Consider the following 21063-nt stretch of genomic DNA (forward strand, 5'->3'; position numbering starts at 1 on the left):
AAGTAAAAATTTTATTTATAGGCTATACAAGAGATCTCAACATTTACACCCTTTGGAAGCTCAGAAACCTGAACTAATTCTCTCGCAGGTGCCCCATGTGCTGGAAAGTAGGTGGTATAGACCGCATTGATATTGTTAAATTGCTTAATATCCTTAACAAAAACAGTGCACTTGGTGATCTGTTCAAAATCCATTCCTGCAGCTTGTAGAATGGCTCCAATATTATCCATAACCCGGTGGGTTTCCACCTCGATATTGGTGGTAATTAATTCATTAGACTTTGGATCTAAAGCAATTTGACCAGATATGTATAAGGTATGTCCTACTTGAATTCCTTGACTATAGGGCCCAATTGGTTTTGGGGCATTATCAGTATAGATAACTTTTCGCATGATTAAAATTGAATTTAAAGTCAGAAAGCCCCAAAAAAGGAGCTTCCATGATATATTTTATATATCTAAAAATCAAATGTTCAAATACTTAGACCACTTGATCAATAAATTTTGAAGAACAAATTATGCTTCCGCCGTAGCCTCTTCAGCCGCCTTAATCACGACATGCCCTTTATAATAAAGGTTACCCTCGTGCCAGTGCGCGTGATGCATAATATGTATAGCTCCAGTAGTTTTACAAGTCGCCAATTGAGGAGTTTCTGCCTTATAATGGGTTCTTCTTTTTCTTTTTCGCGTTTTCGAATGTCGCCATTTCGGATTAGGCATAATCTTTAATTTTAATTAGTTTTCAATTTTTTAAGTTCATCCCAAATGGGATTTATTTCCTTAGTTTTTTCTTCTTTTTGGATGTATTTCAGAACTTCCTGATTGCATGGCGGCTCCGCTAAACCGGAACAATCAAATCGCTTAATCAGCGGTACTGAAAGGCAGGCATAATCATAAAGCAACTCTCCAATCGGCAACTCGTGTGCATCTGGAGCTAGATGAACTAGATCAGGATCATCAGATATACCTTCCGCCCTTTTTACTACAACCTTATAAGATTTATCAATTGGGAGGTCAATATCGGCCAAACATCGATCACAGGCGGTTGGAATGTAGCCCTTAATATTTAGGCCCATAACTAAAAGTTCAACCTGCTTGTCAAGATTAAGTTTTACCACAAGATGAGCCCTCTCTATTGGACTAGCTTCAAAATGTTTAAAAAACTCATCATCTAAAAGGAACTCATATTGATGATAACCATCTAGTAGCCCTTTGATCGGGATGGCAAACTGCTTTAAGAAATCCATAAAATGAACGTTTCCAAAATTTGGACTGCAAAGTTAGGATTAATTCCTAAAATTCATTCAAAAATTATAAAAAACTTATCTTTGACCAGATATTTATTTAGAGAATTAACTTAAAAAAGAACCAAATAGTAAAATTTAGTGTGGTTTTGGTGTTGCAGAATTGAAATTTTTAAACATAACTAAAGGATACCTTAAACCATGCTCATTAAAGAGTATGCCTTTGCGCATGGGGAATTTGGGGAATTTTAGTCAACCATAAGCGATTAATTCAGCTAAATTTTTTAAAGCCATCTTTTATTTTTTTTTCCATAATTGGCTTTAGATTTATGGCTGATTGAAAATACAATCATACCTCTTATTCATGAAAGACCAGGATAACAGTACTTTTAGGTTTGCCGATTTGGGTTTATTTTTACGAAGTAAGTTATTCAGATTTAGCCTTATACGTATAGGTATTTTCCTATTATTACTTTGGACCGCACATTCGTTTATCCTTAATTTCTATACAAATCATGGCCAAAAACTGAAATTAGGAAAATATGTAGGGATACCATTGAATGAGGCTATAAAACATGCCGACCCAAGAGGTTTCGAAATAATTGTTACGGATTCAATTCATTTAATCGGCAAGCGAGGGGGTGTAGTTATTTCACAAATACCTAAACCAGGATCATTGGTTAAAAGAGGTAGAAAAATATATGTGAGCATCACCAGATTTAATCCGGATCTTATTGACTCTGAAGAGCTTATAGGATTATATGGAAAGAAGTTTGAACATAAGAGGGCTGAGCTTGAGGCCTTGTTCCAACTCAAAACCAAGATTTTAGGTGCAGAGTATGATCCAGGCCCAACAGGACATATTTTAAAAGTCTTATATCATGGTGAACTTATACTGGATTCGAAGACACAGAATAAAGGCATTAAAATATCTAAGGGCGATACCTTACAAATTATAATATCCAAACAAAGAGATGGTGAAATTGAGATTCCGAATCTCAAATGTAAAACACTGGCTGAAGTGAGGTTTGAGCTCGAAGCCTCCCAATTGCAATTAGGAGAGATTAACTATGATGGGGAAGTTACCGAACCAGAAGATGCATTTGTGACCGGGCAAAATCCTCCATTTAAATCAGGAAATTTAATTAAACTTGGTGATAAAATTAGCATAACCCTTCAACAAAATAAGCCTCAAGATTGTGAAAATCAATAGAATGTAAATACCTATGCGTTAACTGGATTTAAAGTAATATTTTACAATTTATAGTATCAAATTAAAAATTTTAAGATAAATGAATGATATTTCTGTACAGGAATTGAACGAAAGACTCAAAAAGAAAGAAGATTTTATGCTAATTGATGTTCGGGAGAAACACGAGCATGATGAATTTAACATCGGTGGCGAATTGGCTCCTTTGCAGACTTCATTGCAAGCTAAAATTACAGAATTGGCTGGCCATGAAGAAGATGAAATAATTGTTTATTGTCGAAGTGGAAACAGAAGTGGTTTTGCAAAACAATTATTTGAACAAGCAGGTTTTAAGAAGGTACGCAATCTTTTGGGTGGAATGCTTGCATGGAAGGAAAACATTCCCGCATAGTGAAGTGCCTTATCGTTGAAAGCCAAATTGAGTTAACAAGAATTATGCTTAAAATTAAAAAGAAACTTATCTTATTTCTGGCTCGGAATTCGTTAACGCTAGGATGAAAGTTATTAATCTTCTTTTGCATCTGCAGTTTGTTGTTTTTTATCTGCAGGCTCAATATACTGAGCATACAACAATTGTTGATGGTCAAGAAGTAAAGGTTTTGATTTTGGAAGGTGATACAATTGTAGTTGCACAATTGGAAAAAATCTCAGTTACAGCACCAAAAGAATTCGATTATTCTGATGACCGTGAGCGATATGCTAAATACAGAAGGTATGCAGCTGTGGTTTACCCATATGCAGTCCAGGGAGTAAGACTTTATACTCAGTTGTCAAGAGAAACTGAAGGAAAATCAAAACGGGAGAGGAAACGATTATATAAAGAAATTTCCAAGCGCCTTGAAGAAGAATTTGAAACTCCGTTAAAAAATTTAAGTAGAACACAAGGTTTAATATTAACCAAAATGATGGAAAAGGCAATAGACAAATCATTTTACGATATCATCAAAGAATTCAAAGGTGGTTTTTCAGCCTTATATTATAATGAGTTCAGTAAAGTGTATGGATATCGGCTCAAGGATAAGTATATTTATGGAGTTGATCCTGTAATGGATGCTGTGCTTGAAGATTTTGATGTCATGAAAGATGTTCAACAATGAAAACAAACAAAGTATGTTGGCAAAGCCCGTCCAATCTAGCTATTGTCAAGTATTGGGGAAAGTATGGGACTCAAATCCCAATGAATCCCTCGCTTAGTTTCACATTAGACAAAAGCTATACAGAAACATCTATAGAATTATTAGAAGGAGGGAAAGGGAATGTTGAATTTTTCTATGATGGAAACAAAAATGAAAAATTCGGATTTAAAGTTACACAATTTATTCATTCATTGAAACTCAGTTTTATTAATAGCTATGATTTAAAAATAAATAGTAAGAATACCTTTCCACACTCTGCGGGTATAGCATCTTCTGCTTCTGCCATGAGTGCAATAGCCTTATGTATTACAGAGACTGAATTTATGCTAGAAGGTAAGAATATCCAATCAGAAGAATTCTTAAGAATTGCTTCATATAGATCAAGATTGGGGAGCGGATCTGCCTGCCGTTCATTATTTCCAACCGCCTCACTGTGGGGTCAAATCCCGGAATTTGAAAAATCTTCCAATGAATTTGGAATTGACTGGTCAAGTCATATTCATCCAAATTTCAAAGATCTACAAGATTGGATTTTTATCATAAACAAAGATGAGAAGATGGTCTCATCAACTGCAGGACATGAGCTAATGAAAGCACATCCATTCAAAGATGCAAGAATTCATCAAGCAAATGAAAATATTCATAAATTGATAAAAGTATTATCCAGTGGAGATTGGAATGGATTTATTGATGTATCTGAGGAAGAGGCTCTAACGTTGCATGGATTGATGATGAGTTCAAGACCAGGATACCTTCTACTTGAACCCGACTCCATTAGAATAATTCAAGCCATTAGGAAGTTTAGGAGTGAAACCGGTAACAGTATTTGTTTTAGTATAGATGCTGGCCCCAATATACACATGCTATTTCCTTTTAAGATTTTGCCACAAGTAGAAACCTGGTTCAAGGCACAATTTGAAGATTACTTTGATCAAGGTAAAATAATTTTCGACCAAGTAGGCAAAGGACCTAAAAGAATTGAGTTATGAGAATTTTATTATTATTGAATTTTATAGTTCTGTATTCCAATATTAATGCACAGGAAACCTCTTTGGTCAAACAAGCTAGAGTAAAGAGCAAATCCTATCAGTTGCTTTTGAATACATTATTGAAGCACTCAGTAACTGAGATAGAAGTTTCAGAATTAGCATCTCGAATTGATCAATATGTTTTACTGGACAGCAGAGAATTAAAAGAATATGAAGTAAGTCATTTGCAAGGTGCAAAGTGGGTTGGTTACGATAATTTTAACATCCAAAATTTAAAGTATCTTGACAAAGATTGTCCAATTGTATGTTATTGTTCAGTCGGTTACCGTAGTGAGAAAATTTGTGAAAAACTTAAAGCTAATGGCTTTAATAATGTTTCCAATTTATACGGAAGTATTTTTGAGTGGGCAAATTCAGGATATCCACTGTATGACTCTGAAGAAAAGTTGACCAATAAAGTACATGGATTTTCAAAACTTTGGGGAAAATATATGAATAACAAGACTTATAAAAAGGTGTATAATTAATCCCTAAAGTATACATAAAACAAGCAAAATTACACTTTTAAAATTTGAAGAATTTAATCTGCATTCTTCAATTAAGGTATCTATAAGAGAGGTTTCAGTATATTATTTTTAGAATGGAATTTTATCTTGTAAATCATTTTCAGCGACTATTATATTTTCAATACCTCTTATTAAAGCGTCCGGGTTAAATGAAATACTGTCAATTCCTTCACTAACGAGGAATTGCGCAAATGCGGGGATGTCGCTTGGTGCTTGTCCGCAAAGACCTATTTTAATATTATTTCTTTTAGCGGCTTGTATGGCCTGATGAATAAGCAATTTAACTGCTTCATTTTCCTCATTGAATAAATAATTTATTAAGGATGAGTCTCGATCTAATCCTAAAGTGAGTTGCGTTAAATCATTTGAGCCAATTGAAAAGCCATTAAAAAAACGAGCAAATTCATCTGCCAGAATAACATTACTTGGCACCTCAATCATTACATATATTTCCAATCCATCTTCTCCCTGAACTAAATTATTAAGAGCCATTTCGTCTAATACTTTTTTGGCTTCTTCAGTAGTTCGACAAAATGGGATCATAAGTTTGATATTTTTGAGACCCATTTGAGTTCTCACTTTTTTCATTGCCGCACATTCCAACGCAAATCCTTGTCTATAAAAATTGCTGTAGTATCTTGATGCTCCCCGATATCCTATCATAGGATTTTCTTCTATTGGTTCAAAATATTTTCCACCCAAAAGATTTGCATATTCATTACTCTTAAAATCACTCATGCGAACAATAACATCTTTTGGATAGAATGCAGCCCCTACCAGACCAACAGCCTCTGCCAATTTATCAATGAAAAAGTCTCTGCCATCTTTATAATCTTTTATCAATTCGTTAATTTCTTTTATGACTTTATCGTCAACTATCTTTTTGGTATCGCAAAGTGCAAGAGGATGAATCCTTATACTGTTTGATATAGCAAATTCAAGTCTCAAAAGTCCCACACCTTCATTTGGATATTGGCTCAGTTTAAATGCTCTATCCGGATCAGCCAAAATTAGCATGGGATGTGTTTTTGGCATTTTTATACCACTAAAATCCTGCTCCTGAACATTCCATTTAAGATAGCCATTATAAACATTTCCAATATTTCCTTCAGCGCAAGAGACAGTAATTTTCTGACCTGTTTTAATTTGTTCAGTTGCATTATTGCATCCAACGATTGCTACAGTTCCAAGTTCCCTGGCTGCAATAGCAGCATGACTTGTTCTTCCTCCTTTATTGGTTATTATAGCACCCGCTTTTTTCAAAACTGGATCCCAATCCGGATTGGTCATATCTGTTACCAAAATCTCACCGGGTTGCAGAATTTCAGCCTCCTGCGGATTGTTTAATATACGTGCACTCCCAAATGTAATTTTATCTCCAAGTGCTATTCCTTTAGCTAGAATTTCACTTTTCTCCTCCAATGTGAAAATTTCCTTTATATTCTTTTTTATTTTACTATGAACAGTTTCTGGCCTAGCTTGCAAAATAAAAAGTTCTCCAGTTTGTCCATCTTTTGCCCATTCAATATCCATAGGTTTACCATAATGAAGTTCGATTTTATAACACCACTGTGCCAACTCTTTCACCTCTGAATTAGAAAGAGAATGTTGGTTTATCTTGGATAATGGTGTAGGGTGATTGACAATTGTATTTTCAATTTTTGCACTTGTTGTATTTTCACCATAAATCATGGTGTACTCTTTTTTCCCACATGAAAATTTAATAATGGGGTCAAAATTCTGGTTAAACAATGTTGGTTTGAAAACAATCCACTCATCAGGACTCACTCTTCCTTGTACAATGTTTTCCCCCAATCCAAAACAACCATTGATAATTATTACATTCTGAAATCCACTGTCGGGGTCTAGTGTAAATGCAACTCCGGAAGAAGCTAAATCACTTCTAACCATTTGTTGAACTCCCACAGACAATGCAATGTCAAATGATTTAAAACCCATGTCGTGTCTGTATTTAATTGCACGATCGGTATAAAGAGAGGAATAACATCGTAAGACTGCTTCTTGTAGTTGGGATTCTGTACTTATATTCAGAAAAGATTCCATTCTTCCAGCAAAACTTGCTGAAGGTAAATCTTCTGCAGTTGCACTACTCCTCACTGCAACATCTAAATTTTGTTTTCCACATTTTTTACTGAGATCCAAATAAGCATTTTTTATGTCCGTTTTGATTGATTCCGGCATCCTTCCAGACAATATTAAGGCTCTGGATTTTTCACCGACAATACTTAAATTGGAATATTCCTTTGTATCCAATTCATTGATAATTTGATTTAAGGCAAATTCCAAATCATTCTCCTTAATAAATTGTCTGTACGCACTAGCGGTGATTGCAAAGCCATCAGGAATATGGATCCCTATGGGTTTTAATAAATTATACATTTCTCCGAGAGAAGAATTTTTTCCTCCTACCTTATCTAAATCAGACAGATGAATTTCACTAAAAAACAGAATACTACTAGTTGGCGACATGCGATGAGAAAATTGAGTAATTTTATAAAAATAGTCTCTTGTGTAACTTTTCACACATAAAGTATATGAATGTAGATATTTTAAATCCAATTATTTATGATATTTCTCATTTTGGTGCATAATTTAATTTAAAATATTTTTAGGTGTGCTCTAGGGTATTTATATTTTACCCAACACCATTAGAATTCCAAATACTATTAGAAATAAAGCCACGGAGTATTTTAAAAAGGGGAGTGTCGTTTTATGTAGAAATTTTTGACCTGACCAGGCTCCTAGGAATGCTGCAATGCATGGAAAGAGAATGTAGTTGTAGTTTTGGTAAATGTCACTAGTATTTTGCAAATACAAACTAATTCGACTTATATCAACCAAGCAAGCAATCATAATCCCAGTCCCAATGTAAGCTTCTTTGTTTAGAGAAGTATGAATTAAAAAAATTGAACGGAGTGCACCCTGATGCCCCGATAATCCGCCAAAGAAACCGCTCAAGAGACCGCCGGGTATGATCCAAAATGTGCTGGATCTTAGATTAAAAGATTTCTGAAAAAATTCCAATAGGGAGAAGCATATTAATAGTAATCCAATACAAATCTTTAACACGGAGTTTGTGCATTCCAAATTGAATATATTGTAATGGATTTCCATATATTGAAATGTAAGCAGTCGAAGAATATTTGCACCTAAAATTGCACCTAACATTGCCGGAACCCCAAAGGTAAATACCATTTTCCAATCAACATATTTAAGCATTAATGCTAATTTAAAGGCATTGTTTAGAAAATGGACAATTGCTGTAAGTCCAATTGCAATATGAATTGGGAAAAATAAATTGAAAACAGGTAATAAAAGTGTTCCAAGTCCAAAACCTGAAAAAAATGTAAGTAATGAACCAACAAAGCACACAATGCAAACTAATAAAATTTCAATGACCATAAGTGAATTATTGCATGGATTAGCTATGTAACAAATTACTATTTGAAATTTCTAAAAAATAATAGAGCGCTTAAAAGCATAATTGCAATAAAAAGTCCAATCATCATATTTCTTTGGTCAACTTGCTCTCTAGCCTTAAGTTGAGTGTTGTATGGAGTATCTGCATCCATATCCACTTCCAGAGAATAGGTGTATTCCTCCATATTTTTAATTATTTTTAAATGCATAAATTCATGGCCTATAAAAAAGTGATATGATTTACTCATTAAGATTTTGAAATCAATTATCATAATGTTATTGTTTAAATAAACAACAACATGTCCACTTTCTTCGCCATGATAAATACCCAAGGTATATTCTTCCCCGGTAATATCCAGAATATTCCATGTTTGTTGGCCCATTGAAGAGCAAAAATTTGACTAAAGATAGTTAGTAATAATAGTTCAATCCATATCAAATCTTAAAATTTTCAATTATTATTAAAAGTTGGAATACTTTTACGTTAAAATAGAAATTAATAAATTATCTCGAATAGTAAGTTATGATTCAAATCGATTTAGCAGGGAAAAATGCATTAATTTGTGGTGCAAGTAAAGGGATTGGCAGAGCCATAGCTATACAAATGGCCAATGCCGGAGCTTCAATTATGGCAGTGTCAAGAAATCAAATTGAGTTAAGCCAACTTGTTTCTGAATTACCAAAAAGCGACAACCAGGTGCATTCTGCCATTTGTGCAGACTTGAGTAATCTTGAGGAATTAAGTATAATAATGTCAAAACTGGCCAATGAGAAGAACATACATATTGTTGTAAACAATACTGGGGGACCACCATCGGGTCCTTTAAGTAAAGCGCCGATTGAATCCTTACAGTCGGCTTTTCTGCAACATGTTTTGGCTAATCAGATAATACTTTCAATGTTTGTAGATAGGATGAAGTTGGAGGGATATGGAAGAGTTATAAATATAATATCCACCTCTGTCAAGCAGCCATTGGATAATTTAGGTGTATCCAATACTATAAGAGGAGCAGTAGCAAATTGGGCTAAGACGCTGGCAAATGAATTGGCTCCATTTAAAATAACGGTTAATAACATCCTTCCTGGTGCCACAATGACTGAAAGATTGAGTTCATTAATTGAACGCGAAGCTTCCACACAACAACTTTCAAAAGATGAAATTTCAAAAAAGATGATCAACAGTATTCCTATGGGAAGGTTTGCTTTACCTGACGAAATTGCTTTTGCGGCAGTTTTTTTAGCCTCACCTATGGCTTCATACATTACAGGAATAAATTTTCCTGTAGATGGTGGCCGGACAAAAAGTCTTTAGAAACCTCTTTTATTTAAATAAGATTGAATTTTGGCCTTGAATTCTTTTTAAAATTTTATTGATAAATTATATATATAAAGTATAATTTCAATATGTTTAAAGAGTCACTATTAGTTACTATTCTATAATGACAATTTTTATTAATTAAGAAACTTCAATTAAGTTCTTTTAACATCAGCCATATAAATGGTAAGTGCACAGGCTACCAGAACCACATTCTTTACAATATACTGACCCGTTAATGTTAATGCCCAATCACCTTGCCAAGTATCTTTTGTCAAGAAAATCAATGGGAGAAAAGTGGTAAACATATGAAAGGAAAATAGTGCAAAAGTCCACTTAGTTAGTTTAGGGAATAGCCACATAATACCAATAAGACATTCAACAATCCCAAGAATTAAAACAAAAGAATTAATTTCTATAAATGATGATAGTGTAGCAGTATATAGATTTTTTACCAATCCTTCGGCAGGGGAAATACTAATCACTTTAAGGAAGCCGAACCAAAAGAAGACTATAGCAAGAGAAAACCTATTGATGAATAAAATCAGATCTTTTGAATCTACTGTTGTACCGGTTTGGCTTAAGCTTAAAATTTTCATGAGTCAGGTTTTAAATAACAAAGGCTAAGTTAGGTTCGGGAGAAACTGGATTGGTGTATAAATTGACGAAATAGATGAAAGAATGTATGAAATACACCAATTAGTGGATAATTCAAAATTTGAACAAACCAATACTATTCTGTATTAACCTAATTAAATTGATAGTTCTGCAGCGAAAGAAATAGTAGAGAAAGACCTATAAAACATTTTAACTATTTATAATACACTGATCTCCCCAACAAAAAGCCAAGCTTTATGACCCGCGCCAGGAAAAGTTTCACCAATTTCTCCATGATTCTTAACCATTATTTTTAAATACCTGGCATTAGCCTTTTCTTTAAGGATGATTTCAGGTTCCAAACATTTTTTCATTTCAGCATTAATTTTCTCTTGATGCAAGCTTTTGAAATTGTTACCATCATTTGAAGTATAGAGATGAATTTCTGATGGAAAATAAATCCAAGAACTTTCACTTGAAAAGAATTGAAAGCCAATCGATTGAAACTCCTGGATGCTGTCAAACTCAATAATTGCTTCGAAGTCCCTACCTTCCATGCCTACCCATTCTTCACCTGAAAATTTGTTTTGCGGAGCTTTGAATCCATTGACAAGATTGCCACTTTCGCCACTGAAGTATTTCTCAGAGGGCTGCTGCAAGAACCTAATTTTTTTGCCGGCTGCAAGATGATGAATAAAATTCAACCTTAATGGCCTACCCAAGGTGTTGTCTTCATCTCGAAACCAAGCACTAAAATTTATGGTTTTGTTGAGGATAAAAGTATCCTGTGAACTATTGTCCTGTACTATACCTTCATCAGGACTTTCCCTTTCGATTAAAACACTCCCTTTCTTATTTGGCTTAACGAAATAAAATTCAACTCCCTTCGGATTTGATTTTGTTTTATAGTTCAGATCTAAGTATGCTAGTGAAAACGGTATCTTATTAGATTTGAACCACTTAGCATGTTCTTTAAGTCTTTCCAAAAACCCTATATAGTTTTTATCTGAATTGCCACTCCAGTTCACTTCAGAAAGTGCGATCGCTCTGGGGTAAGTCATATAAAGCAAGTGATTTTCATTGGGCATGTACTCGGTCCAAAGATTTCCCTGAGCTCCTAGGATGTGCTTTCCTTCTTCCGGGGTCAGACTAGTAGGAATGGGGTTAAAATTGTAAACTTTCTCGAGGGAAGTGTAGCCACCAATGGCTAATGGTTCCTTAACATGACTAGATTGGTAATGATCAAAATAGCAATGTGTTCCAGGACACATGATTACATCATGATTTTCTTTAGCTGCTTGTATACCACCTTTCATTCCCCGCCAAGACATCACAGTGGCATTGGGAGAAAGTCCGCCTTCAAGAATTTCATCCCAACCAATTAATTTTTTACCCTTATTGGTCAGGTATATATCAATTTGTTGGATAAAATAACTTTGTAATTCTTCATCATTCTTTAAGCCCTGTCTTTGTTTAATTATCTTACAATTGGGACATAAACTCCAACTTGATTTTGGCACCTCATCTCCACCAATATGGATATATTTGGAAGGAAATAACGCGCATACTTCTTCGAGAATTTGTTTTACAAACCAGATGGTTGTGTCTTTTGTACAAAATACAGAATTAAAAACTCCCCAAATTTTCTCCACTTGGTATGGTCCACCTGTACAACCAAACAACGGATAGGACGCAAGAGCAGCACTAGCATGACCTGGCATTTCTATTTCAGGAATTACTTCAATAAATCTATCCGCCGCGTAAGCAACAATTTCTTTTACTTCTTCTTGAGTATAGAAACCACCATATTTTTTCCCATCAAATGTATGAGGTTGATCGCTATAATGACCAACAAGGGTTTCATCCCTATAAGCCCCTTTTGAAGTTAGTTCAGGAAACCTCTTAATTTCAATACGCCACCCCTGATCATCTGTCAAATGCCAGTGAAAGGTATTGTATTTATATCTTGCCATAAGGTCAAGGTATAGCTTGATTGTTTCCAAAGAAAAGAAATGGCGGGAAACATCCAAATGTAGTCCTCGATACTTGAAGGCAGCATCATCATCAATATTAATGAATGGAATAGATGTCTTCGACACTCCTTTTTCGGTATCAGATTCCAGCAATTGGAGAAGTGTTTGCAAAGCATAAAATAACCCTTTCTCAGTAGAAGCAATTATTAATATACCGCTCTTACTACTGGTAAGAGAATATTGATCAGGATTATTTTCTTTAAAATTAAGTTGTAGAATTATAGATTTTGCTTTGGTGAATGCTGGTTTTGCAGATTCTAGGATTTTGAACTTTTTTAAATTTAGGGTTTTGGCATATAATTGAGCGATTCTTTTACATTGTTTGTTTTGTTTTGGAATATTTATAATTGAAATATCATCTAACCTCATTTTACCACCTGCAACTTTAATTGTTTTGGGTTGAGGTATGATATTGTGCACAAAGTTATTTTGAGCAGTGACAATTAAACAATTACAAATAAATAAAAACAACAATAACTTTTTCATATTGGAAGGATAAATCATAAGAAGTTGAACTGCAAAGCTAAGAAAACAACAAAACGAAGAAACCTTAGTTTTGTTATATGCCCCAATTTAACATCAACTATGGTTTTATTTTTACCTTTGACTCAATAAATTTGAAGTATTATGTTTGTAATTAATATATATCTTAAAATAGCGATTATAGTATTGTGTTTGATAGGAGGAGCTATTTTAGCTTTCACTATTGGCTTTTGGTATGCTTTTCCAATCTTGTTAATTGGCATTCTATTTCTTTTGAGTTATATCTTTCTTGGTACCATCCAATCAGCAGCTCAATTTATGCAAACAATGGATTTTGAAGCATGTGAAAAAAGGCTTAGCATGACCATCAAGCCTGAGTGGTTGTATGTAACAAACAGAGCATATTACTATCTCATCAAAGGATCTGTAGATGTACAGCGTGAACGTCATAATGAAGCTGAAGGATGGTTTAATAAAGCTTTATCTTTAAAGTTGCCGTCAGACAATGAGCGAGCAATGATTTTAATCCAAATGATCAATATCCATATTTCCAAAAGCAGATGGACCCAGGCTAACAATACCTACCGGGAACTAAAGAAATTGAACTATTCCAAAGAGATGTTCAAAGAACAGGTAAAGATGATTGATCAGGTAATTGGCCAACAAGGAAAAATGAAAATGATGGGACAAATGGATCAGCGCATGATGTTTCGTCCCGGAGGTAAAAGGAGAACACCTAGAATGAGATAATGAAAATTTAAATGTATACTCTGTTATTTTTGAAACTATTTAAGACTTTTAAATTTTCAACAAGTATACCACTGATTAACATTGTCTCTTAAAATCCAAATAAATTGAGGATTTTGGCACCCAATAATATATATAACTTTTATAATCTTTCTCTCTAACTTTCATGAAGACATATAAAACAGTAAAAGGCTTAGAGAAAGTTCTGGCAAAATGCAGAGACGAAGGAAAACAAATAGCTTTTGTGCCAACAATGGGGGCACTTCATGAGGGTCATATCAGTCTTGTTCAACTTGCAAGTCTAAAAGCAAGTGTTGTGGTTGTCAGTATATTTGTCAACCCCAGTCAATTTAATAATTCTGAAGATTTGATGAAGTACCCAAGAATGGTTGAAAAGGACAGCGATCTCTTGCGGAGGGCAAACTGTAGTTTTCTTTTCATTCCTGATGTTGATGAGGTTTATCCTAAACATCTAAATACTTCCGTGTCCGTTGATCTTAATGGCCGAGACCTTGTAATGGAAGGCCATTTCAGGCCTGGTCATTTTGATGGAATGCTACAGGTTGTGCATCGTCTATTAGAAATTGTAAAACCAGATTACCTTTTCATGGGGCAAAAGGATTTCCAACAATTTACTTTAGTACATCAGATGATTAAGGAGCTAAAACCAAAAATAGAGCTGGTAATTGGACCAACAATGCGCGAGGAAGATGGGTTAGCAATGAGTTCAAGAAATTTAAGATTAAGCCTGGAAATGAGGAAAATAGCTCCAGAAATTTATAGAACATTACAAATTGCAAAAGAACTTTATCGAACCACAGATTTAAATGATCTGGAGAAGAAATGCCTTGATAAACTTACTTCAGCTGGATTAAAACCGGAATATTTTGATATAGTAGACGGGTATTCTCTTAAGAAAGTTAAAACCCAGGCCAAATCGAATTATTTAGTGGCATGTGTTGCTGTATGGGCTGGAAATGTTAGATTAATCGACAATATGATCCTAAAAGGACATCCTAGCTAAACTATTTTATCAAAAATGACTTAATATGGTTGTCAGACAAATTAATTAATTTTGCCACATGCTTTTGCAATTTTTTAAATCCAAGATTCACCGAGCAACGGTAACACAAGCTAACTTACATTATGTTGGAAGTATTACCATTGATGAAACCCTTATGACCGCCGCCAATCTATATGAGGGTGAAAAGGTTCAAATAGTAAACAACAATAATGGTGAGCGTTTCGAAACCTATGTAATTAAGGGAGAAAAAGATTCAGGTATGGTATGTCTGAATGGAGCTGCTGCACGCAAAGCAGAGATAGGGGACATCATTATAGTAATCTCATATGCACTTATGACTCCTGAGGAGGCCCAAAATTTTCATCCCATTTCTATTTTTGTGGATGATAAAAATAGGGTTAAAGATTTATAGCCTTGCCACAATATTTTAAGAAGTTTTTACAATTTCTCTTTTTTCTTGCCTTAGGCGTAGGAATAATGTACTGGGTTTTTGTTACCCAGGATAAATCCTATCAGGCATATTGTAGAGAGAATGGAATTGGGGTGGATGATTGTGTTCTTTGGCGAAAAATGCTTCACGATTTATTAGAGGTCAAATGGATATATATTGTAATAATATTTCTATCCTTTTATTTGAGTAATTATTTCAGGGCGCTGAGATGGCTAATCATTTTAGAACCACTGGGATATCATCCACATAAAATCAATACCATTGGATCTGTTTTGGTTTCCTATTTTGCCAATCTTGGGATACCAAGGAGTGGAGAATTTGTTCGGGCTGCATTGATCAGTAAATACGAAAAAATCCCTTTAGATAAGGCTTTTGGCACTGTCGTTTTAGACAGAATGGTTGACTTGATTTCTATGGCGGTAATTATTTTTATTACCACACTTACTCAATTATCCACATTTCGGATCTTTTATGAAAAGTATTTTTCGGAAGTTTCCTTGGGACAAAAATTAATACTTCCTTCAATTTTTCTTGTATTTTTAGTTATATTATATTTAACCAGAAACCGTTGGAGGAATTTTTTATTCTTTAGTAATTTAAAGAACCGGATAAGGGGATTCTATGAAGGCTTGGTGGTAATTAAAAGAATCAAACAGCCCCGCGCATTTATGCTTTATACACTGCTTATTTGGGTATGGTTTTATGTTATGCTTTATGCGGCCCTCCAATCTTTTGAACCTACGGCTCACCTTTCTTTAATCGCCGGGCTCGTGATTTATGTATTTGGGTCTTTAGGTATGTTAATCCCAACTCCTGGAGGCATGGGTAGTTATCATTATTTAATTATTCTTGTATTAGCGTATTATAACATTAACCCTGTAGATGCATTTTCCTTTGCAAACATATCGTTTTTCTGCGCTCAGTTTGCAGACAATGTAATTCTCGGCCTTGCCGCTCTTTTGGTGATGTACATTTTTAACAAACGACAAAAGAAAGCTATCATTTCTGACCAAATTGAAAATAAAATTCAAACTGAAGTATAAAATGACAAGCTTGTAAAGCATACTTACATCCATTAAAGACCAGTTTATTTCTCATTTAATAAAAAACATGTCGAATAGAATATCAGATGTCACGGAATTTCTTGAGCAAATTGCGCCTTTAAATTATCAGGAAAACTACGACAATTCCGGACTAATTACTGGAGATCCGAATTGGAAAATCAGTGGGGTATTAACCTGCTTAGACACTACTTTGGAGGTCATCCAGGAAGCCAAGATAAAAGGCTGTAATTTAATTATCAGTCACCATCCAATAATTTTCAGAGCGATAAAAAAACTGGATGTCCAATATTATGTAGACAAAGTAATAATCCAGGCTGTAAAAAATGATATAGCTATCTATGCAATTCATACAAATTTAGACAATGTGTTGACCAATGGGGTCAATGAAACCATAGCGAACAGATTGGGGTTAATCAATTATAGTATACTGCAGGTGAAAAATCATCCTGAAAATGTTATTGGCGCCGGTTTATTGGCAGAGTCAAAAGAGCCCTTAAGCTGTCAGGATTTACTGTTTTTATTAAAGAAAAATTTGCTAACAGGGATAATTAAATATACTAAGGATCTCGGAAGACCTATTAACAAGCTTGCCATTTGTGGTGGCTCCGGATCATTTTTGATAAGAGAAGCTATAAAGCAGGGAGCCGAAGTTTTGATAAGTTCAGATTTTAAATACCATGATTTTTTTGAGGCGAATGATCAAATTGTGTTAATGGATGTTGGACATTTTGAAAGCGAACAATTTACCAAAGATTTATTATTTAATTTGATTTCAAGGAATTTTCCTAATTTTGCATCCCATTGTACAAAAATTAATACAAACCCGATACAATATTATTGATTATGGCAAAAACAGTTCCGGTTTCTGAAATACCAATTGGGGTGAAGTTGAAACAATTATTTGAATTACAAATGATTGATTCTGAGGTAGATCAGATTAAAGTATTGAAGGGAGAACTACCTATGGTCGTGAGCGATCTTGAGGATGAAATTTCTGGGCTAGCCGTTAAAGTTGGCAAACTTCAAAGTTCTGTAACCGAGTTAGAAAAAGAAGCCTCAGCCCATAAATCCAATATAAAAGCAGCTGAAGACGCCATAAAAAAATATGAAAAGCAGCTGGATGGGGTAAAAAATAACCGAGAGTATGATGCTTTAACGAAAGAAATAAACCTTCAAAGGCTTGAAATTCAGCTCTCTGAAAAGAAAATGAAGGAATCCTCTGAACAAGCCAAAGCTAAAAAGCTGACCCTTGATGCTATAGTTGAAAAACAAAATACAAGACAGAGGGATCTTGAAGAGAAGAAAACAGAGCTTGATAAAATTATTGAAAAGACTGACAAGGAAGAAACTACACTAATTGCCAAGTCTGATAAATACAGAAAGAAGATTGAAGTAAGGTTGCTACATGCTTATGATACTATAAGAAAACGTTACCGAAATGGATTGGCCGTTGTTATGGTAAAACGTTCAGCTTGTGGAGGTTGCTTCAACCAAATTCCACCACAAGTACAATTAGAAATTGGTCTCCGCAAAAAAATAATTGCCTGTGAACATTGTGGTCGTGTATTGGTAGATGATCTTATACAAGAAGTCGAATTATAAATTTTTATAACTCCATCTTTGGATTGCAATACCAGATTGAAGGCCCAAGTGGTATAATTGCACAGATATTTACTTTATTTTTGTTTGTCAAGATGATATTTAATTAAAATATCATCAATCATTTTGGCAAGTTTTTTGTCTTTTTCAGTGATTTTGTCGCCGGCATCATGTGTACACAATACGATATCCACTTTATTCCAGGTGTTCGTCCAGGTTGGGTGATGATTTATCATTTCAGCCTTTAGGCTGACTTCATTGACAAAACCCATCGCCTCAGCGAAATCCTTAAACTCAAGATGAATACATAACTTGTTATTTAGTTCTTCCCACATAATTTAGGTATGACTCCATTCAAAATTAATAATATTTTTTGCCAAAGCAGAAATTAGCTGCCTTGTGGCGTTAACATCTGATTCGTGTACCATTTCGATAACCTGGTGGATATGACGAGTTGGGATTGAAATTGCACCGCAGATGCATCCGTCTCCTGCCATTTGAATTGCTGAAGTATCGGTACCTCCTGCGGGTAACAATTCATTTTGCCACTTAATTTGTTGATCTATGGCAATTTTTTTAATAAACTTTACCATTCTATAATCACACATAACACTTTGATCCATGATTTTAATTGCAACTCCTTCCCCAAGTCTGCTTACGAATTCATGAGATTGAGCCCCCGGGACATCAAAAGCAATTGTAGTATCAATATTGATGGCAAAATCAGGCGATATTTTATGAGCAACTGTGCGTGCACCTCTTAAACCAAGTTCCTCCTGAACAGTAAAAACCGCATAAATGGTACAATCAAACTTTTCCAGTTTCATTTTTTTAAATGCTTCAAGGAGAACAAAAACAGAAATTCTGTTATCTAAAGATTTGGCATTTATGCAAGGACCCATTTTTATCAATTCCCGTTCTCTAGTGATTGGGTCACCAATCTCTATGAGTTCCAAAACCTCAGATTTTTTAAGTCCTGTATCTATAAAATAATCTTTTATTTTGGCTGGTTGGTTGCGTTCTTCAGGACTCATCAGATGTATAGGTTTGGAACCCATTACTCCCACCACATCGGTTTTACCATGTATGGTCACTCTTTGCGAAGTGAGTGTTTTGGCATCAAATCCCCCCAGAGGCAAAAATTTTATAAATCCCTCATCATCAATATGTTGAACAATAAAACCTATTTCATCCATATGGGCTGAAAACATGAGTGTTTTATTTGAAGTTCCTTTATAACAAGCTAAAAGATTTCCCATAGGATCAATAGATAATTCATCAGCATATGGTTTTAACTCCTGTAGCAAATAATTTCGGACTGCCTGTTCAAAACCCGGGACACCAGGTAATTTGCATAGTTTTTTTAAAATTTCAATTCCTTCCATGAACTAAAATTGGTAATTTACCAAAGGTACATTAAATGATTGCCTCGAGCATAATAATAACCATTGTATAGATTAAAAAAGTTGAAACTGTTGATAAGTTTTAATGTGTCTTATAAGTTGAAAACACACTTGTTTTAATGTGGATGGTAGTTGCTGCTTCTAAAACAGATTTTTTTTTTAATCTTTACACGTAATAGATATAAAAGTTAGTGTCCGTAATTGCATCTTTAGCTAAAGAAACCTTGATTTATGGTTTAAGTTACTCATTAGGTAGGGTAATAAATTTCTTACTGGTAACATCTTATTTGACCTATAGAGTCTTTACAGGAGAAGATGGTTATTTTGCAATTTATCAGGATTTATATTTTTACATAGGGTTGTTACTTGGAGTATTAACACTTCGAATGGAAACAACGTATTTTAGGTTTGTTTCAGAAGATAAATATTCAGAATGGATCTATCCACTGGCAACACAAGCTGTTTTTTCGATTTCCGTTTTTTTTACAGGAGTATTAATAATAGGAGAAAGAGAAGTTCTTAGTTTTTTAAACTATGAAGGAGAGTTTCGTGGTCATCTTTATATAGCCATTGGCATATTAATTTGTGATGTTTTCAGTTCCTTACCATTTGCAAAATTGAGGTACGAAAAACGACCAAAGAGATATGCGTGGATTAAGTTGTCTGGTTTGTTGTTGAACATATTTTTGGTGCTTTTTATTTTTGAATGTCTTCCTCTTATAGTACCTACATTTATCAATCTAATTTCTACAAGTTCTCAGAAATTGTACATGGTACTTATTTCAAACTTTTTGGCTAGTATTTTAAGTCTATTACTCTTGCATAAGGAAATTAAAGATGGACTACGTTTGGTAAATTGGTCATTGCTAAAGCCTGTATTGCGTTATTCCTGGCCTTTGATATTGGTTACTTTGAGTTATACAATTATTCAAAACGGATATACCAGTTTTTTAAAATATATTCTTCCAGGCGAATCTTTGGAAAATTTAAGGATGAGTGATTCTTTAGTAGCGGCAACTAGATTGGCAGTCATAATGAATCTATTCGTTACGGCATTCAATTATGGAGTAGAACCTTTCTTTTTTCGGTATGCTGGAAAAAAGAATTCCGGAGAAGCATATGCTACAATTTCATTATTTTTTATTATTTGTGCCAGTGCGATTTATATTTTCACATGTATTAATCTTGGACTTTTTGCTAATTTATTAGGGCCCACATATAGGAAAGCAATTTACTTAGTACCAATTTTGCTAATGGGTAATATTTTTGCGGGAATGTATACCAACATGTCGGTATGGTATAAACTTGCTGACAGGACTGCTACTGCAGCATTTATCAGTAGTTTAGGCTTGATCTTAAATGTTTTGCTTTTTATCATCCTGATTCCAAGATTCGGATTAGACACATCTGCGTGGATTACTTTAACGGTTTATATTTTTATTTCTATCATGTCTTATATTCAAGGGCAAAGAAATATGCCAATTCCTTACCACATGATGAGGATGTTTGCTTATCTGATTTTTAGTATAATTGTAGTTTATCTGACAAATTTGATTTTTAATTCTATGATAGTAAATAATGCAGCCAGATTGATTTCATCTGTTGTTATTTTAGGGGTTTATGCATATTGGGTTTATCAGAAAGAGGTGCTTTCAGAAAGATTTCAAATTAAAGACCATAGCAAAACTTTATAGTTTAATGGTAAATTTATAATATTCACTTGCCAAGAATTGTGGAATCATTTGGGATTTAGAAACAATAA

At 34.2% G+C, this 21063-nt stretch carries 23 protein-coding genes; 13 read left to right on the forward strand and 10 right to left on the reverse strand.

Going from position 1 to position 21063, the window contains the following annotated elements; all coding sequences use genetic code 11:
- Positions 1-11: 11 nt before the first annotated feature.
- The 3 genes from IPJ83_01555 to IPJ83_01565 all read right to left on the reverse strand — a co-directional run bounded on the left by IPJ83_01555 (position 12) and on the right by IPJ83_01565 (position 1246).
- On the reverse strand, positions 12-392 hold the full coding sequence (locus IPJ83_01555) for a RidA family protein (protein ID MBK7879233.1): 381 nt from the start codon (positions 390-392) through the stop codon (positions 12-14).
- 123 nt (positions 393-515) lie between these two features.
- Positions 516-719 carry a 50S ribosomal protein L32 gene (gene rpmF / locus IPJ83_01560; GenBank protein MBK7879234.1) on the reverse strand — a complete coding sequence of 68 codons (204 nt, stop codon included), beginning with the start codon at positions 717-719 and terminating at the stop codon, positions 516-518.
- Between the two features lie 11 nt (positions 720-730).
- Positions 731-1246, reverse strand: a complete 516-nt coding sequence (locus IPJ83_01565) for a DUF177 domain-containing protein (GenBank protein ID MBK7879235.1) — start codon at positions 1244-1246, stop codon at positions 731-733.
- A 361-nt stretch (positions 1247-1607) separates the two neighbouring features.
- Here IPJ83_01565 and IPJ83_01570 point away from each other — a divergent pair, with 361 nt between their 5' ends.
- From IPJ83_01570 to IPJ83_01590, 5 genes are all read left to right on the forward strand, one after another.
- Complete coding sequence (locus tag IPJ83_01570) at positions 1608-2456, forward strand: PASTA domain-containing protein (protein MBK7879236.1); 849 nt, start codon at positions 1608-1610, stop codon at positions 2454-2456.
- A gap of 79 nt (positions 2457-2535) precedes the next feature.
- The gene (locus tag IPJ83_01575; protein MBK7879237.1) at positions 2536-2844 is read left to right on the forward strand and encodes a rhodanese-like domain-containing protein; all 309 of its coding nucleotides are present in this window, start codon (positions 2536-2538) and stop codon (positions 2842-2844) included.
- A 103-nt stretch (positions 2845-2947) separates the two neighbouring features.
- Positions 2948-3550 (forward strand): DUF4294 domain-containing protein, encoded by a 603-nt coding sequence (locus IPJ83_01580; GenBank protein MBK7879238.1) that lies wholly within the window; start codon positions 2948-2950, stop codon positions 3548-3550.
- Positions 3547-4578 (forward strand): diphosphomevalonate decarboxylase, encoded by a 1032-nt coding sequence (locus tag IPJ83_01585; protein MBK7879239.1) that lies wholly within the window; start codon positions 3547-3549, stop codon positions 4576-4578. The genes IPJ83_01580 and IPJ83_01585 overlap by 4 nt, the downstream gene beginning before the upstream one ends.
- On the forward strand, positions 4575-5105 hold the full coding sequence (locus IPJ83_01590; protein MBK7879240.1) for a rhodanese-like domain-containing protein: 531 nt from the start codon (positions 4575-4577) through the stop codon (positions 5103-5105). The genes IPJ83_01585 and IPJ83_01590 overlap by 4 nt, the downstream gene beginning before the upstream one ends.
- A gap of 108 nt (positions 5106-5213) precedes the next feature.
- On the opposite strand, the gene ppsA is transcribed toward IPJ83_01590, so the two are convergent.
- From ppsA to IPJ83_01605, 3 genes are all read right to left on the reverse strand, one after another.
- Entirely contained in the window at positions 5214-7634 is a 2421-nt protein-coding gene (gene ppsA, locus IPJ83_01595; GenBank protein ID MBK7879241.1) for a phosphoenolpyruvate synthase, read from the reverse strand.
- A gap of 159 nt (positions 7635-7793) precedes the next feature.
- A complete protein-coding gene (locus IPJ83_01600) occupies positions 7794-8567 on the reverse strand; it encodes a sulfite exporter TauE/SafE family protein (protein ID MBK7879242.1) in 774 nt (257 codons plus the stop codon).
- Between the two features lie 38 nt (positions 8568-8605).
- The gene (locus IPJ83_01605; protein ID MBK7879243.1) at positions 8606-8968 is read right to left on the reverse strand and encodes a hypothetical protein; all 363 of its coding nucleotides are present in this window, start codon (positions 8966-8968) and stop codon (positions 8606-8608) included.
- Positions 8969-9111: 143 nt separating this feature from the next.
- Between IPJ83_01605 and IPJ83_01610 the strand changes: the two genes are divergently transcribed.
- The gene (locus IPJ83_01610; protein MBK7879244.1) at positions 9112-9897 is read left to right on the forward strand and encodes an SDR family oxidoreductase; all 786 of its coding nucleotides are present in this window, start codon (positions 9112-9114) and stop codon (positions 9895-9897) included.
- A 158-nt stretch (positions 9898-10055) separates the two neighbouring features.
- Here the strand turns inward: IPJ83_01610 and IPJ83_01615 are convergent, their stop codons facing one another.
- Positions 10056-10499 carry a DUF417 family protein gene (locus tag IPJ83_01615; protein ID MBK7879245.1) on the reverse strand — a complete coding sequence of 148 codons (444 nt, stop codon included), beginning with the start codon at positions 10497-10499 and terminating at the stop codon, positions 10056-10058.
- Positions 10500-10715: 216 nt separating this feature from the next.
- Complete coding sequence (locus IPJ83_01620; GenBank protein ID MBK7879246.1) at positions 10716-13016, reverse strand: beta-N-acetylhexosaminidase; 2301 nt, start codon at positions 13014-13016, stop codon at positions 10716-10718.
- A 141-nt stretch (positions 13017-13157) separates the two neighbouring features.
- Here IPJ83_01620 and IPJ83_01625 point away from each other — a divergent pair, with 141 nt between their 5' ends.
- The 6 genes from IPJ83_01625 to IPJ83_01650 all read left to right on the forward strand — a co-directional run bounded on the left by IPJ83_01625 (position 13158) and on the right by IPJ83_01650 (position 17901).
- On the forward strand, positions 13158-13763 hold the full coding sequence (locus tag IPJ83_01625; GenBank protein MBK7879247.1) for a hypothetical protein: 606 nt from the start codon (positions 13158-13160) through the stop codon (positions 13761-13763).
- A 163-nt stretch (positions 13764-13926) separates the two neighbouring features.
- Positions 13927-14784, forward strand: coding sequence for a pantoate--beta-alanine ligase (locus IPJ83_01630; protein MBK7879248.1), 858 nt, complete (start codon positions 13927-13929; stop codon positions 14782-14784).
- A 58-nt stretch (positions 14785-14842) separates the two neighbouring features.
- A complete protein-coding gene (locus IPJ83_01635) occupies positions 14843-15196 on the forward strand; it encodes an aspartate 1-decarboxylase (GenBank protein MBK7879249.1) in 354 nt (117 codons plus the stop codon).
- A 2-nt stretch (positions 15197-15198) separates the two neighbouring features.
- Entirely contained in the window at positions 15199-16278 is a 1080-nt protein-coding gene (locus IPJ83_01640; protein MBK7879250.1) for a flippase-like domain-containing protein, read from the forward strand.
- A 67-nt stretch (positions 16279-16345) separates the two neighbouring features.
- Positions 16346-17140, forward strand: coding sequence for a Nif3-like dinuclear metal center hexameric protein (locus IPJ83_01645; GenBank protein ID MBK7879251.1), 795 nt, complete (start codon positions 16346-16348; stop codon positions 17138-17140).
- Between the two features lie 2 nt (positions 17141-17142).
- Positions 17143-17901, forward strand: coding sequence for a hypothetical protein (locus IPJ83_01650; GenBank protein MBK7879252.1), 759 nt, complete (start codon positions 17143-17145; stop codon positions 17899-17901).
- A gap of 74 nt (positions 17902-17975) precedes the next feature.
- On the opposite strand, the gene IPJ83_01655 is transcribed toward IPJ83_01650, so the two are convergent.
- On the reverse strand, positions 17976-18233 hold the full coding sequence (locus tag IPJ83_01655) for a 4a-hydroxytetrahydrobiopterin dehydratase (GenBank protein MBK7879253.1): 258 nt from the start codon (positions 18231-18233) through the stop codon (positions 17976-17978).
- A gap of 3 nt (positions 18234-18236) precedes the next feature.
- Positions 18237-19283 (reverse strand): M42 family metallopeptidase, encoded by a 1047-nt coding sequence (locus tag IPJ83_01660; protein MBK7879254.1) that lies wholly within the window; start codon positions 19281-19283, stop codon positions 18237-18239.
- Between the two features lie 209 nt (positions 19284-19492).
- On the opposite strand from IPJ83_01660, the gene IPJ83_01665 reads away from it, so the two are divergent.
- On the forward strand, positions 19493-20995 hold the full coding sequence (locus tag IPJ83_01665) for a polysaccharide biosynthesis C-terminal domain-containing protein (protein MBK7879255.1): 1503 nt from the start codon (positions 19493-19495) through the stop codon (positions 20993-20995).
- The last annotated feature ends 68 nt before the right edge of the window (positions 20996-21063 follow it).

Source organism: Candidatus Vicinibacter proximus (assembly GCA_016713905.1).
GTDB lineage: Bacteria > Bacteroidota > Bacteroidia > Chitinophagales > Saprospiraceae > Vicinibacter > Vicinibacter proximus.